We start from the raw sequence: 14,843 nt of genomic DNA, 5'->3' as shown, positions 1-14,843 counted from the left end.
GCGAGGTCAGAGGGTTGACACGCGCGGGGCGCCGCGTCAAGGGCCGCGGGCGCGGATGCGGACCGCTGTTAGCCTGAGGACGACCGCGAGGAGGGACTCCAGTCGCATGAACACCGCTCAGCCCGACGCCGAAGACCTGTACGTCGACCACGTGTACGACATGATCGTGGTCTCGAACCGACTCCCGGTCGACTACGAGGAGCAAGCCGACGGCGGTGCGGGCTGGCGCAGCTCGCCCGGCGGGCTGGTCACCGCGCTCGAACCCGTCATGCGCGCGGCCGACGGGGCCTGGATCGGCTGGGCCGGCGTCGCCGACCGCGAGTTCGACCCGTTCGAGCACGACGGCATCTCGATCATCCCGGTGCCGCTCAGCGCCACCGAGCTCGAGGAGTACTACGAGGGCTTCTCGAACGACACCCTGTGGCCGCTCTACCACGACGTCATCGCGCCGCCCACGTTCCACCGCGAGTGGTGGGACGCCTACGTGCGCGTCAATCGGCGATTCGCCGAGGCGGCGGCGCGCGCGGCATCCGACGGCGCGGTGGTCTGGGTGCAGGACTACCAGCTGCAGCTCGTGCCGAAGATGCTCCGCGAGTCGCGACCCGACCTCGTGATCGGGTTCTTCAACCACATTCCGTTCCCCGCATACGGCATCTACTCGCAGCTGCCGTGGCGCAGGCAGGTCATCGACGGGCTGCTCGGGGCCGACGTCATCGGCTTCCAGCGCGCGGCCGACGCCGGCAACTTCTCGCGCGCCGTGCGCCGCCTGCAGGGCTACCCGACCCGCGGCAACGTGATCGAGGTGCCGAACGATCCGAGCCCGGGCGACGAGGCGGTCATGCGTCGCGTGGTCGCGCGCGCCTTCCCGATCTCGATCGACGCCGAGGGGTTCGAGGAGATCGCGAGGAGGCCCGCGGTCCAGGCCAGGGCGCGCGAGATCCGCGAGAGCCTCGGCAACCCCGAGACCGTCATGCTCGGCGTCGACCGCCTCGACTACACCAAGGGCATCCGGCATCGCATGAAGGCGTTCGGCGAGCTGCTGCGCGACGGACGCCTCGCAGTCGAGGACGCGACGCTCGTGCAGGTCGCCAGCCCCTCCCGCGAACGCGTCGAGACGTACCGGCAGCTCCGCGACGAGATCGAGCTCACGGTCGGCCGCCTGAACGGCGACTACGCCACGCTCGGCCACCAGGCCATCGCCTACCTGCACCACGGCTACCCGCGCGAGGAGATGGTGGCCCTCTACCTCGCCGCCGACGTCATGCTCGTGACCGCGCTCCGCGACGGCATGAACCTCGTCGCGAAGGAGTACGTCGCGTGCCGCTTCGACGGCGACGGCGTGCTCGTGCTGAGCGAGTTCGCCGGGGCCTCCGACGAGCTCAAGCAGGCCGTGCTGGTGAACCCGCACGACATCGAGGGGCTGAAGGACGCGATCGTCGAGGCGGTGCGGATGCCGCGGCGCGAGCGTGCGCGTCGCATGCGCGCCCTGCGCCGGCGCGTCCGCGAGAACGACGTCGCGAAGTGGTCGGCGTCGTTCCTCGAAACCCTCACCGGGTCGGGCATCATCAAGGCCGGACTCTCGGATCCGCTCCGCGACGCGGTCGGGAAGCTGGCCTCGACCGAGCGCCTGCTCGTCGCCCTCGACTTCGACGGCACGATCGCCCCGCTCGTCGAGCATCCCCACGAAGCCCGTGCCACCGAGCAAGCCGCGGCGGCCATCGCCAGGCTGGTCGCGCTGCCCGACACCCGGGTCGCACTCGTGTCGGGCCGAGCGCTCGAGAGCCTCGGCGAGGTGGCCTCGCCGCCCGACGGCGTGCTCCTGAGCGGATCGCACGGGGTCGAGCTCAAGCTCGACACCGGTCCGATCACGCTCGACCTGCGCGATGCCGAGCTGCTGAAGCTCGCGCAGCTCACCAGGGTCGTCGAGGAGGTCGCGGCCGCGCATGAGGGCACGCGCGTCGAGCACAAGCCGGCCGGCCTCGCCCTGCACACGCGCGGGCTCACGTCGAGCGCGGCCTCGGCCGCCCAGCTCGCGGCGCGCGAGCGCGTGGCCGACCAGCTCGGCGGCATCACCGTGCGCTCCGGCAAGTCGGTGCTCGAGTTCTCGGTGCGGTCGACCGACAAGGGCGAGTCGTTCATGCGACTCCGCCAGCACGCGGGCGCCACCCGCGCGATCTACCTCGGCGACGACGTGACCGACGAGGACGCCTTCGCGGCGCTCGAAGACGGCGACGTCGGCGTCAAGGTCGGCCAGGGCAAGTCGATCGCGCCGTACCGCGTGCGGAACCCAGACGATGTCGCCGAGCTGCTCGAGCTACTCGCGTCGGCGCGTGAAGCGGCGGCCGGAGGGGTCTCCCGCTGGGAATAGACTTCTCGACATGTCGGAGTTCGATCCCAAACCGCGCAGTCGCACCGTAACCGATGGCATCGAGGCCATGACCAGCCGGGGCATGCTCCGCGCAGTCGGCATGGGGGATGCCGACTGGGACAAGCCCCAGATCGGCATCGCGAGCTCGTGGAACGAGATCACGCCGTGCAACCTCTCGCTCGCCCGCCTCGCGCAGGCGGCCAAGGAGGGCGTGCACGGCGGCGGCGGGTACCCGCTGCAGTTCGGCACCGTCTCCGTCTCCGACGGCATCTCCATGGGCCACGAGGGCATGCACTTCTCGCTCGTCTCGCGCGAGGTCATCGCGGACTCGGTCGAGGTCGTCATGCAGGCCGAGCGCCTCGACGGTTCGGTGCTGCTCGCGGGCTGCGACAAGTCGATCCCCGGCATGCTCATGGCCGCGGCCCGCCTCGACCTCTCGAGCGTCTTCCTCTACGCCGGTTCGATCGCACCCGGCTGGGTGCGCCTGTCCGACGGCACCGAGAAGGACATTACGATCATCGACTCGTTCGAGGCAGTAGGCGCCGTCAAGGCCGGCACCATGAGCGCCGAAGACGCGCACCGCATCGAGTGCGCCTTCGCGCCGGGCGAAGGTGCCTGCGGCGGCATGTACACGGCCAACACGATGGCCTCGGTCGCCGAGGCGCTGGGCCTCTCGCTCCCGGGGTCGGCGTCGCCCGCCTCGGCCGACCGCCGCCGCGACTACTACGCGCACCGCTCGGGCGAGGCCGTGGTCAACCTGCTCAACAAGGGCATCACCGCCCGTCAGATCCTCACCAAGGAGGCGTTCGAGAACGCCATCGCCGTGGGCATGGCGCTCGGCGGCTCGACGAACATCGTGCTCCACCTCCTCGCGATCGCCCGTGAGGCCGAGGTCGAGCTGACGCTCGACGACTTCAACCGCATCGGCTCCAAGGTGCCGCACATCGGCGACCTGAAGCCCTTCGGCAAGTACGTCATGAACGACGTCGACCGGCGCGGCGGCGTGCCCGTGCTCATGAAGGCCCTGCTCGACGCGGGCCTGCTGCACGGCGACGTCTTGACCGTGACCGGCAAGACCATGCGCGAGAACCTCGAGGAGCTGAACCTCCCGCCGCTCGACGGCGAGGTGCTGCACACGCTCGACGACCCCATCCACGAGACCGGCGGCCTCACGATCCTGCACGGGTCGCTCGCCCCCGAGGGCGCGGTCGTGAAGACGGCGGGCTTCGACGCCGCCGTGTTCGAGGGCCCCGCCCGCGTCTTCGAGCGCGAGCGCGCGGCCATGGATGCGCTGACGAACGGCGAGATCCAGGCCGGCGACGTCGTCGTCATCCGCTACGAGGGCCCCAAGGGCGGCCCCGGCATGCGGGAGATGCTCGCCATCACGGCGGCCATCAAGGGCGCAGGCCTCGGCAAAGATGTACTACTCTTGACGGACGGTCGATTCTCAGGCGGCACAACCGGACTGTGCATCGGCCATCTGGCACCCGAAGCGGTGGACGCAGGTCCCATCGCCTTCGTGCGCGATGGTGATCTGATACGGGTCGATATCGCAGCTCGTTCCATCGATCTACTTGTCGATGATGCCGAGCTGGCTGCCCGCCGTGAAGGCTGGGCTCCGCTTCCCCCGCGCTACACCCGAGGCGTTCTCGCGAAGTACTCCAAGCTCGTGCGCTCGGCCGCCGAAGGCGCCACGACGGGCTGAGCACTGCGCTTTCCGCTCACACCGCTCACCAGAACAGGAACCGAATGACCACGGAATCCACTCCCGTGCCGTCGCCCGCTCTCGTGCCCCCGCATGCACCGGTGGAGATCACCGGTGCCGAGGGCGTCGTCCGCTCGCTCGAGATGCTCGGCATCACCGACGTGTTCGGACTCCCCGGCGGCGCCATCCTCCCCGTCTACGACCCGCTGCTCGACAGCCGCAAGCTGCGCCACATCCTCGTGCGACACGAGCAGGGTGCGGGCCACGCGGCGCAGGGCTACGCGTCGTCCACCGGCAAGCTCGGCGTCGCGATCGCGACCTCGGGCCCCGGTGCGACGAACCTCGTCACCGCCATCGCCGACGCGCACATGGACTCGGTGCCGCTGCTCGCGATCACCGGCCAGGTGTTCTCGAACCTCATGGGCACCGACGCGTTCCAGGAGGCCGACATCGTCGGCATCACGATGCCCATCACGAAGCACTCGTTCCTCGTGAAGAAGGCCGAGGAGATCCCCGCGACGATCGCGGCCGCCGCGCACATCGCGTCGACGGGTCGCCCCGGCCCCGTGCTCGTGGACATCACCAAAGACGCGCAGCAGGCGATGTTCTCCTTCTCGTGGCCGCCGAAGATCGACCTTCCGGGCTACCGTCCCATCACCAAGGCGCACGGCAAGCAGGTCACGGCGGCGGCGCAGCTGCTCGCCGAGGCCAAGCGGCCCGTGCTCTACGTTGGCGGCGGCGTCATCCGGTCGCGTGCGTCCGAGGAGCTCCTCGAGCTCGCCGAGGCGACCGGAGCCCCCGTGGTGACGACGCTCATGGCCCGCGGCGCGTTCCCCGACTCGCACCAGCAGCACCTCGGCATGCCCGGCATGCACGGCACGGTCCCGGCCGTGATCGCGCTGCAGGAGGCCGACCTGCTCGTGGCGCTCGGCGCCCGGTTCGACGACCGCGTGACCGGCAAGGCGGCGCTCTTCGCGCCGAACGCGAAGGTCGTGCACGTCGACATCGACCCCGCCGAGATCTCCAAGATCCGCGTCGCCGACGTGCCGATCGTCGGCGACCTGAAAGACGTGCTCGTCGACCTGCGCGCGGCCTACGCCGACCAGGTCGCGGCGGGTGCGCCCGACCTCGCCGAATGGTGGGCGACGCTCGACGGCCTCCGCTCGGAGTTCCCGCTCGGGTTCTCGCCGACCTCCGACGGCCTGCTCGCACCCCAGCACGTCATCCAGCGCATCGGCGAGCTCACCGGTCCGGAGGGCATCTACGCCGCCGGCGTCGGCCAGCACCAGATGTGGGCCGCGCAGTTCATCAAGTACGAGCGCCCCAACTCGTGGCTGAACTCGGGTGGCGCCGGAACCATGGGCTACGCGGTGCCCGCCGCCATGGGCGCCAAGGTCGCCGAGCCGAACCGCACCGTCTGGGCGATCGACGGCGACGGCTGCTTCCAGATGACCAACCAGGAGCTCGCGACCTGCACCCTGAACGACATCCCGATCAAGGTGGCGATCATCAACAACTCGTCGCTCGGCATGGTGCGGCAGTGGCAGACGCTCTTCTACGACGGCCGCTACTCGAACACCGACCTGAACACGGGCCACGACAGCGTGCGCGTGCCCGACTTCGTCAAGCTCGCCGAGGCCTACGGCGCGCTCGGTATCCGCGTGACGAAGGAAGAAGAGGTCGACGCGGCCATCAAGCTCGCGCTCGAGACCAACGACCGCCCGGTCGTGATCGACTTCGTCGTCTCGGCCGACGCGATGGTGTGGCCGATGGTGCCGCAGGGCGTGTCGAACAGCTACGTGCAGTACGCCCGCGATCACTCGCCGGCCTTCAGCGAGGAGGACTGACCATGTCGACCCACGTGCTCTCCCTCCTCGTCGAGGACAAGCCCGGTCTGCTGACGCGCGTCGCAGGACTCTTCGCGCGTCGCGGCTTCAACATCGAGTCGCTCGCGGTCGGCCACTCCGAGATCGAGGGCCTCTCGCGCATCACGGTCGTCGTCGACGTCGAGGACCTCCCGCTCGAACAGGTGACCAAGCAGCTCAACAAGCTCATCAACGTCATCAAGATCGTCGAGCTCGACCCCGCCCAGTCGGTGCAGCGCGAGCACCTGCTGATCAAGGTGCGCGTCGACAACGCGACCCGCTCGCAGGTGCTCGAGGCCGTCAACCTCTTCCGCGCCCGCGTCGTCGACGTCTCGACCGACGCGCTCGTGATCGAGGTCACCGGCGACTCGGGCAAGACCACCGCGTTCCTCAAGGTGCTCGAGCCCTACGGCATCCGCGAGATCGCCCAGTCGGGCCTGCTCGCGATCGGCCGCGGCGGCAAGTCGATCACCGAGCGCGTCTTCAAGAACTGAATCGGATGCCGCGGCGCGCGCGCCGTGACATCCCTGCATGAAACCCACACCAAGGAGAAAACAGCAATGGCTGAGATGTACTACGACCAGGACGCCGACCTCTCGATCATCCAGGGCCGCAAGGTCGCCGTCATCGGGTACGGCTCGCAGGGGCACGCCCACGCGCAGAACCTGCGCGACTCGGGCGTCGAGGTCGTCATCGGCCTCAAGGACGGCTCGAAGTCGATCCAGAAGGCCGAAGAGGCCGGCTTCGAGGTCAAGAACGTGGCCGACGCCGCGGCCTGGGCCGACGTCGTCGTGATCCTCGCGCCCGACCAGTACCAGCGCCACATCTTCGCGGAGTCCGTCAAGGAGAACCTGAACGAGGGCGACGTGCTCGTCTTCGGCCACGGCTTTAACATCCGCTTCGGCTACATCGAGGCGCCCGCCGGCGTCGACGTGATCCTCGTCGCCCCGAAGGCACCCGGCCACACCGTGCGTCGCGAGTTCGTCGCGGGCCGGGGCATCCCCGACATCATCGCCGTCGAGCAGGACGCCTCGGGCAACGCCTGGGAGATCGCGAAGTCGTACGCGAAGGGCATCGGCGGTACCCGCGCCGGCGTCATCAAGACGACCTTCACCGAAGAGACCGAGACCGACCTGTTCGGCGAGCAGGCCGTGCTCTGCGGCGGCACCTCGCAGCTCGTGCAGTACGGCTTCGAGACCCTCGTCGAGGCCGGCTACCAGCCCGAGATCGCCTACTTCGAGGTGCTCCACGAGCTGAAGCTCATCGTCGACCTCATGTGGGAGGGCGGCATCGCCAAGCAGCGCTGGTCGGTCTCCGACACGGCCGAGTACGGCGACTACGTCTCGGGCCCCCGTGTCATCGACCCGTCGGTCAAGGAGAACATGAAGGCCGTGCTCGCCGACATCCAGGACGGCACGTTCGCCACGCGCTTCATCGCCGACCAGGACAACGGCCAGAAGGAGTTCCTCGAGCTCCGCGCCAAGGGCGAGCAGCACCCGATCGAGACCACCGGTCGCGACCTGCGCAAGCTCTTCGCCTGGAACTCGTCCGACGACGACGACTACGTGGACGGCGAGGTCGCTCGCTGACGCGAGTCCTCCAGCACCACCCGTGACGGCGGGGTCGGCTTCGGCCGGCCCCGTCGTTTCGCGTTCGCGACGTGCGCCGGGTCGCCGTCGACGAAGTGTCAAGATCTGGTTGACACGTCTGGAGTGTCAATGTTAGGTTGACGCCATGAATCAGGCATCCGCTTCCGTCGTCGCCGTCCGTCGCATCACCGTCGCCTCGATCGTCGCCATCGCCATCGGTGCGATCGTCGCGATCCTCGGAATCGGCCTGGACTGGCAGGGCTTTCTCGGCGGCATGGCGCTCGGAGCGGGCATCGGGCTCGTCGTGGTCGGCGCGTACTTCTGGGGCTATGCGAACGGCGTCCGCAGGGGCGGCTCGCGCGCGATGTGGCTGCCCGGCCGAGACGCCGACTCGTGACCGACCTCGCCGATGCGCTGGGCAGGGTCGTGCTCGCGGAGGCCGGCGTCGACGCCGATGCCCTCGACGTCGACGCCCACCGGGCGCTGATCGCCGCCAGCGCCAGGGCCGAGGTCGAAGTGCGCGGCATCCTGCAGCGGTCGGTCGAGGCCGCGCGTGCGGGCGGGGCGAGCTGGGCCGTCATCGGCACCGAGCTCGGCATGACGCGGCAGGCCGCGCAACAGCGGTTCGGCGGTGCCGAAGCCCCGGCCGGCGCCGAGGAACGCTGGCTCGGACCGGTCACCGCCTTCGACGAGATGGGCGAGCTCGACGCGGCGGGTCGTGCAGGTTGGCGCACCGTGGAGGCCGGCATGCTCGCGCACCGCATGGTCCGAACCGGCACGCGATGGGAGCATCGGCGCGTGCTCTGGCGGGCGTCGCTCGCCGCGGACGAGGCCGACGGCTGGCAGGTGGCGTGCCGCGCCTTCCCGTGGATCTACCTCGTGCGGGATCTCGGAGTCCCGGCCGAAGCCTGAACCCGGGTGGGGCCGGGTCCGGCTCGTGCGACGGCGTGCGCGAATGAGCACGGCCAATTCACCCGAAACCCCTTGTCGAGGCGGCCCCCGTTGTGGTCACATGTGGTCCCATGAGCGAACACTCCAACCACGAACCCGTTCCCCGCTGGTGCTCGTGCGATGTGCCCGACGACGAGCACGTCGAGCACATCGAGCACGTCGGCGGCGTCGGGCCGCTCGGTTCGTCGAGCGGCTCGGGCCTCACCCGACGCAACGTCCTCATCGGGGCCTCCGCCGCCGGTGCCCTCGCCGCCGCGGGCTGGGCTGGCCCGGCCGCCGCCGCGCCGGCCGGTCGGGGCGGCAAGTCGGTGACCATCACGATCATGGGCACGTCCGACCTGCACACGAACGTCGTCAACTGGGACTACTACAAGGACGCGACCTACAGCGACAGCGCCGGCAATGCCGTCGGGCTCTCGCGGGTCGCGAGCGTCGTGAAGCAGATCCGGGCCGACCGGGGAGCCGACCGCACGCTGCTGTTCGATGCGGGCGACACGATCCAGGGCACGCCGCTCGGGTTCTACTACGCGACCGTCGAGCCCGTCACCGAGACGGGCGCGATCCACCCGATGGCCGCCCAGATGAACGCGCTCGACTACGACGCCGTGGCGCTCGGCAACCACGAGTTCAACTACGGCCTCGAGTTCCTCGACAACTGGATCCGGCAGATGGACGCCCCCGTGCTCGCGGCCAATGCCGTCTTCGCGAAGACGAAGGTACCCCGGTTCCGGCCGTACGCGATCAAGACGATCAAGGTCAAGGGTCGCAAGCCGATCCGAGTCGGAGTGCTCGGACTCACCAACCCGGGTGTGGTCATCTGGGACAAGGCGAACGTCGAGGGCAAGGTCGAGGTGCTCGACCTCGTCGCGACCGCCAAGCGGTGGGTGCCCATCATGCGGGCGCAGGGCGTCGACATCGTGGTCGTGAGCGCCCACTCGGGCGACAGCGGCACCTCGTCGTACTCGGGCGACCTGCCCAATGAGAACGCGGCGGCGCTCGTCGCCGAGCAGGTGCCCGGCATCGACGCGATCCTGTTCGGGCACGCCCACCGCGAGGTGCCCGAGCGGTTCGTGACGAACGTGAAGACGGGCGCGCAGGTCGTCATGAGCGAGCCCAAGAACTGGGGGCAGCGTCTCAGCGTCTTCGATCTGGCGTTGGAGTTCGATCGCGGCCGGTGGAAGGTCACGTCGAGCTCGGCGCACCTCGTGAACACCAACACGGTGGTCGACGACCCCGAGTTCGTCGGGATCGTGCGCGCCCAGCACGACGCCGTGGTCGCCTACATGAACTCCCCGGTCGCGACCTCGACGACCGAGATGCTCGCGGCCGAGTCGTGCTGGAAGGACACCGCGATCCTCGACTACGTCAACGAGGTGCAGACCGCGACCGTCGCGGCTGCCGTCGCCGGCACGCCGGAGGCATCCCTCCCGATCGTCTCGATCGCGGCCCCGTTCAACCGTGCGGCGCGGTTCCCGGCGGGCTCCGTGACCATCAAGGATGTCGCGGGGCTCTACATCTACGACAACACCCTCATGGCCTCGGTGCTCACGGGCAAGCAGATCAGGGAGTACCTCGAGTTCTCGGCCGAGTACTACAAGCAGGTCGCGCCCGACGCCCCGGTCGACCCGGCCGCATGGACGAACGCGCCGACGCCACGCGCCGCGTCGACGCCCGACTACAACTACGACCAGTTCTCGGGCGTGGAGTACACGGTCGACATCTCGAAGCCCGTCGGGCAGCGGATCTCGCCGCTGACCTACGGCGGCGCGGCCGTCGCAGACGACCAGCAGTTCCTCGTCGCCGTGAACAACTACCGGCAGTCGGGCGGCGGCGGGTTCCCGCACATCGCGACGGCGCCCGTGGTCTACAACGCGCAGGTCGCGATCCGCGAGGCGATCGTGGCGTACGCGTCGGAGCAGGGCACGATCGACCCGGCGACGTTCCACGTCGAGAACTGGCGGCTGGTGCGAAACGGTGTGCCGGTGTTCTGAGCCCCGGATCGCGCGCTCGGCGACGACGGAGGGCGGCCCGGTCGGGTCGTCCTCCGTCCGCGTCCGCGGCGTGCGCGCCGAGGCGGTGACCACGGCGTCGACGTGCGCGCGGACGGGTGGGAAGTGTGCCGTCAGCCCTGTAGACGCACCCCCGGCCCGGTGGTAGACATGCCCCGCACGTTCGCACGAGGGGGTCTGACATGCGCACCAGGATGGACATCGAGGGGCTCACGGTCGGCGATGCCGACGCCGCACGGACCGGCCCGTGGCATCCGGTCCTCGATGCGTACGCGCGCGGGGTCGAGGCGATGAAGGCGCGCGACGACGCGGGCCCGCAGCCCGATTCGTGGATGTGGGCGGCCAACACGCACGGCATCGACCAGTTCACGCAGCGACGGCCGGCGTGGGCCCAGTGCACGCACGCGTCGCTGTTCTTCCTGCCGTGGCACCGCGCGTATCTCGCGTGGTTCGAGCAGTCGATCCGCGACGCGGCCGGCGAGCCCGACTGGGCACTGCCGTACTGGGACTACTCGCAGCCGTCGTCGCCGCGCACGCTCCCCGTCGAGTTCGCGGTCGAGCAGCGCACGGTCGACGGCGAGCTCGTCGACAACCCGCTGTTCTCCCCGGGGCGGCTCGCGCAGCCCATCCCGGCGGAGGACGCCGACGTGGTCGAGGCCCTCGCGCAGCCGCACTACCTGCTCGACCGCGAGGCCGGGTTCGGAGGCGCCCTGCCCGACCAGTTCTTCGGCACGGTCGAGGACCGCCCGCACAACTACGTGCACATGGCGATCGGCGGGTTCATGCGCTCGCCCGCGACCGCCGGCCGCGATCCGATCTTCTGGCTGCACCACGCGAACATCGACCGCCTGTGGGAGGTGTGGCTCTCGCTCGAGGGCTCGGTGCGACTGACGGATGCCGGCGCCGCGGCCCCCGAGGTCGTGTCGGCGTGGGACTCGGCGACGTTCTGGTTCGGCGACGAGCAGGGGCCGAGGACCTACGCGATGGCCGCGGTCGAGGACCTCGAGCACGAGTCGATGGACTACGGGTACGAGTCGATCGTGCTCGACGATGCGACGGCCGACGCGGTCGCCGAGCGGCGGGAGCAGATCCTCGCCGCGGCAGGAGGTGGGTTCGGCGTGGACGAGGCGGCGAGATGGCAGGCGGTGGGGGCGACCTTCGACCTCGCGTCGGGCGAAGAGCGCGACATCCCGTTCGAGGGCGGTCTGGGGCTCGACGCGGCGCCGCCGACCCGGCTCATGCTGGAGTTGGTGGGCGCGACGGCGCACGACCCGCACCCGGCGTACGACGTCGAGATCCGGTCGGCGCCCGACGCCGACGCGCACGTCGTGCGCGGGTTCTCGACGTTCGGCCTCGCGGGCACGCCCGACGACGAGGTGCGCAACTACCTGGTCGACGCGTCGGCCGTGCTGCCCGCCCTCCTCGACGAGGGATGGGGCGGCGGTGCCCTCACGGTGCGCCTGCTCCCGGCCTCGTCGCGCGACGGCGAGGGCGGCGACGACGCACGCGCGGTGCAGGTCGCGCAGGTCACGGTCTACGTGCAGGCGCCATGACGCTGCAATCCGACCGTCGTGCAGGTGCGGGCCGTTCGACGGCGCCGGCCCGAGCCGGTGCGCGGGCAGGGTCCGGTGCGCCCGGCACGCGCCGCGGACGCCGTACGCCGCGCGAGCCCGGCGGCGCCATGCGCCTCGTGTGCGGCGCCGCGTGGGCGGTGCTGGTCGTCGGGGCGCTCCCGATCCCGATCGTCGGTTCCGGCTCGGTGCTGCACCTGCACGGCGGTGCGGATGCCGCGGGCGGCCCTGAGGGCTCCGGTGCCGCCGCGGCATCCGTCGTCGTGACCCCCGGTTGGATCGCCGGCTGGGCGCTCATGGTCGTGGCGATGATGTGGCCGCTCATGGTGCCGCTCGCGAACCGCATCGCCACGGGGGCGTTCGTGCGCTGGCGGATCGTGCTGCCCGTGGTCGCCGTGGCGGTGTCGACGGCGCTGTGGGTGGGCTTCGGCGTCGTCGCCGGCCTCATCGCGCAGCTCGCGGCGGTGCCGGTCGGCAGCCTGTGGTGGCAGCTCCTCGCGCTCGTCGTCGCGGCCGTCGCGACGCGTTCGGCCTGGCGCGCCCGGCTGCTGGCGCGCTGCCAGAAGACGCCGCCGATCGCCCCCGGCGGTCGCCGCGGCATCCGCTCGGCCGCCGTCGCGGGCTTCGCGGAGTGGCGCCGATGCGCGGTGCTGTGCGGCCCGCTCATGCTCGCGATGGTTCCCGGGCACGGCCTCGTGGTGCTCGCCGCGGCGAGCCTCGCGGTGTGGTGGGAGGCGCGGCATCCCCGCGCCTGGCGCGATCGGATGCCGCCGGCGCTCATCGTGGTCGCGGCACTCGGGGCGGTCGGCACGGCGCTGCTCGGCGTGTCCGGCCTCGGCGGCTTCGGCGCCAGCGGCGTCGCCGGTGTCGGCGGGATCGGCGGCTGAGCCGTGGCGCGCGCTGCCGGCCCTGTCGCCACGGTGTCGCTCCTGATCCAGGACGACACGGTCGACCTCGGCGCGATCGCCGGGCAGCGGGTGCCCGTGCGCGAGACGCGCGAGCTCGCCCTGCCGGCTGACGCGAACGACCGCTTCCTCGACGGTCCGGCGTGCCGAAGGCTCGCCGTGGTCGACTTCGACCCCGACACCGGGCAGCCGCTGCCGCCGCCCGTGGCATTCGAGCCGCGCACCGCGGGCTCGCTCGACGGCGCCTTCGCGTTCGACGAGGCGGAGCCCGACTCGCCCGCCGCGATCGCGGTGAACGCATTCGGCATCGCGTTCCGCACCATCCGCATGTTCGAGGGGGTCGACGCGCTCGGGCGCCGGGTGCGCTGGGCGTTCGACAGCGAGCAGCTGCTCGTCGTGCCGCGCGCGGGGGAGCAGGCCAACGCGGCGTACGACCGGCGCACGCGGAGCCTGCAGTTCTCGTGGTTCACGGGCGCCTCCGGGGAGCGGGTGTACACGGCGCTCAGCCGCGACATCGTGGCGCACGAATGCGGGCACGCGCTGCTCGATGCGGTGCAGCCCTCCCTGGTCGACCGTCCGACGCGCGAGGCGGTCGCGATCCACGAGGCCGTCGCCGACGTCGTCGCGGTGCTCATGGCGCTCGAGAGCGATCGGCTGCGCTCGAGCGTGCTCGCCCGCGGCGGACTCCGTCTCGACGGTCCGACGGCGTTCAGCGCGATCGCCGAGGAGTTCGGCGTCGCGAAGCCGGGGCCGGGCGGCGAGCCGCGGCACGCGCTGCGCGAGCTCGCGAACGACGTCACGCTCGCGTCGCTCGCCGGTGCGGCGCCGCACGAGCTCAGCACGCTGCTCTCGGCGATCTACTTCGACACTCTCCGCGGCATCTTCGACGAGCGGTTCGCGAAGGAACTGCTGCCGCGTCGCGACGGTGGGCGGCGTCGCACGCCGGTGCAGGCCGCGAACCGCGCGCTCGGCACGGCGCACCTGGTGTTCCGCCGGTTCGTGCTGCGCGGCATCGATTACCTGCCGCCCGGCGACCTTGGATTCGCGGATGTCGCGCGCGCCGCCATCGCGGCCGATGCGGCGATCGACGGGGCGACCGGGCGGCCGGTGCCGACCTCGGTGCGTCGTCGACGCGACGCGTTCGCCGGCCGGTTCGTCGTGCGGGGGATCGCGGTCACGGCCGCCCAGCTGCGGGCGCGGCGGTCGCGCGCGCTCGACCTCGATCCCGCGCAGCTCGAGGCCCTGCGTGACGCCGACTTCGCGGCGTACGCCTGGGTCGGCGCGCACCGGCGCGCGATCGGCATCCCAGCCGGGGTGCCGTTCTCGGTGCTGCCGCGCATCGACGCGACGAAGCGGGTCGGTCCGGAGGGGGTCGACCCGCAGCGGGAACTGCTCGTGAAGGTCGCCTGGGATCGCCAGGGGGAGCGGCGGCCCGACGGCACCCGGGCCCGGGCGGTGCCGGTGGGTGCGACGATCGCGATCCGCTGGCGCGACGGCCGCTGCCTCGCGCTCGTGCGGAGCGTCGCGGCCGAGGGCGGTCTCCGGGGCGCGGCCGGGCACGCTGCGACCGTCGAGGGTCCGGATGCCGCGGCGCCGGGTGTCGGGACGGTGGCGCCTGCGGCGGTGCACCCCGTCGCCGCAGACGATGACGGGCCCGACGACCTCGGGTCGGACGACTTCGCGCCGGGCGTCCTCGGGGCAGACGCCCATGGCCCGCGCGGAATCGCGGGTGGCCGGCTCGGATCGCCCCCCGCGTTGGTGGCGTCCGCCGCCCGCCGTGCCCCGCTCACGGCACCGCCGCCCGGCGTCGAGCCCGGGGCCTTCTTCGACCTCGTGCGGGCGAGGGGAGCCCTCCGCCCGAGGTGAGTCCGCGGTCGGCC

The 14,843-nt window shown here is 71.3% G+C and carries 11 protein-coding genes; all 11 read left to right on the top strand.

Going from position 1 to position 14,843, the window contains the following annotated elements:
• The first annotated feature begins 106 nt into the window (after positions 1-106).
• The 11 genes from ACFVS8_RS03890 (at position 107) to ACFVS8_RS03840 (ending at position 14,829) form a co-directional block, all read left to right on the top strand.
• The gene (locus tag ACFVS8_RS03890) at positions 107-2,368 is read left to right on the top strand and encodes a bifunctional alpha,alpha-trehalose-phosphate synthase (UDP-forming)/trehalose-phosphatase (RefSeq protein ID WP_387057758.1); all 2,262 of its coding nucleotides are present in this window, start codon (positions 107-109) and stop codon (positions 2,366-2,368) included.
• A 10-nt stretch (positions 2,369-2,378) separates the two neighbouring features.
• A complete protein-coding gene (gene ilvD / locus ACFVS8_RS03885; protein WP_387057755.1) occupies positions 2,379-4,073 on the top strand; it encodes a dihydroxy-acid dehydratase in 1,695 nt (564 codons plus the stop codon).
• Positions 4,074-4,117: 44 nt separating this feature from the next.
• A complete protein-coding gene (locus tag ACFVS8_RS03880) occupies positions 4,118-5,920 on the top strand; it encodes an acetolactate synthase large subunit (RefSeq protein ID WP_387057751.1) in 1,803 nt (600 codons plus the stop codon).
• A 2-nt stretch (positions 5,921-5,922) separates the two neighbouring features.
• Positions 5,923-6,432, top strand: a complete 510-nt coding sequence (ilvN, locus tag ACFVS8_RS03875) for an acetolactate synthase small subunit (protein ID WP_387057748.1) — start codon at positions 5,923-5,925, stop codon at positions 6,430-6,432.
• 66 nt (positions 6,433-6,498) lie between these two features.
• Positions 6,499-7,527, top strand: a complete 1,029-nt coding sequence (ilvC, locus tag ACFVS8_RS03870) for a ketol-acid reductoisomerase (protein ID WP_387057745.1) — start codon at positions 6,499-6,501, stop codon at positions 7,525-7,527.
• 145 nt (positions 7,528-7,672) lie between these two features.
• Positions 7,673-7,924: a hypothetical protein gene (locus ACFVS8_RS03865; protein ID WP_387057742.1), complete on the top strand. Its 252-nt coding sequence runs from the start codon at positions 7,673-7,675 to the stop codon at positions 7,922-7,924.
• Positions 7,921-8,439: a hypothetical protein gene (locus tag ACFVS8_RS03860; protein ID WP_387057739.1), complete on the top strand. Its 519-nt coding sequence runs from the start codon at positions 7,921-7,923 to the stop codon at positions 8,437-8,439. Before ACFVS8_RS03865 ends, ACFVS8_RS03860 begins: the two co-directional genes overlap by 4 nt.
• A gap of 110 nt (positions 8,440-8,549) precedes the next feature.
• Positions 8,550-10,469 carry a bifunctional metallophosphatase/5'-nucleotidase gene (locus tag ACFVS8_RS03855; RefSeq protein WP_387057736.1) on the top strand — a complete coding sequence of 640 codons (1,920 nt, stop codon included), beginning with the start codon at positions 8,550-8,552 and terminating at the stop codon, positions 10,467-10,469.
• A gap of 200 nt (positions 10,470-10,669) precedes the next feature.
• Entirely contained in the window at positions 10,670-12,040 is a 1,371-nt protein-coding gene (locus ACFVS8_RS03850) for a tyrosinase family protein (RefSeq protein ID WP_387057733.1), read from the top strand.
• A complete protein-coding gene (locus tag ACFVS8_RS03845; RefSeq protein WP_387057730.1) occupies positions 12,037-12,945 on the top strand; it encodes a DUF2182 domain-containing protein in 909 nt (302 codons plus the stop codon). Before ACFVS8_RS03850 ends, ACFVS8_RS03845 begins: the two co-directional genes overlap by 4 nt.
• A gap of 3 nt (positions 12,946-12,948) precedes the next feature.
• Positions 12,949-14,829, top strand: a complete 1,881-nt coding sequence (locus ACFVS8_RS03840) for a hypothetical protein (RefSeq protein WP_387057728.1) — start codon at positions 12,949-12,951, stop codon at positions 14,827-14,829.
• Positions 14,830-14,843: the final 14 nt, after the last annotated feature.

The sequence above is a fragment of the Agromyces sp. NPDC058110 genome (assembly GCF_042884735.1).
In the GTDB taxonomy this organism is placed as follows: Bacteria; Actinomycetota; Actinomycetes; order Actinomycetales; family Microbacteriaceae; genus Agromyces.
Note: the sequence above shows the minus strand (reverse complement) of the source record. Positions and strands in the feature narration are given on the sequence as shown.

Coding starts and splice junctions, on each gene's coding strand:
- ACFVS8_RS03890 (WP_387057758.1), top strand. CDS start 107: ATGAACACCGCTCAGCCCGACGCCGAAGACCTGTACGTCGACCACGTG.
- ilvD (WP_387057755.1), top strand. CDS start 2,379: ATGTCGGAGTTCGATCCCAAACCGCGCAGTCGCACCGTAACCGATGGC.
- ACFVS8_RS03880 (WP_387057751.1), top strand. CDS start 4,118: ATGACCACGGAATCCACTCCCGTGCCGTCGCCCGCTCTCGTGCCCCCG.
- ilvN (WP_387057748.1), top strand. CDS start 5,923: ATGTCGACCCACGTGCTCTCCCTCCTCGTCGAGGACAAGCCCGGTCTG.
- ilvC (WP_387057745.1), top strand. CDS start 6,499: ATGGCTGAGATGTACTACGACCAGGACGCCGACCTCTCGATCATCCAG.
- ACFVS8_RS03865 (WP_387057742.1), top strand. CDS start 7,673: ATGAATCAGGCATCCGCTTCCGTCGTCGCCGTCCGTCGCATCACCGTC.
- ACFVS8_RS03855 (WP_387057736.1), top strand. CDS start 8,550: ATGAGCGAACACTCCAACCACGAACCCGTTCCCCGCTGGTGCTCGTGC.
- ACFVS8_RS03850 (WP_387057733.1), top strand. CDS start 10,670: ATGCGCACCAGGATGGACATCGAGGGGCTCACGGTCGGCGATGCCGAC.
- ACFVS8_RS03845 (WP_387057730.1), top strand. CDS start 12,037: ATGACGCTGCAATCCGACCGTCGTGCAGGTGCGGGCCGTTCGACGGCG.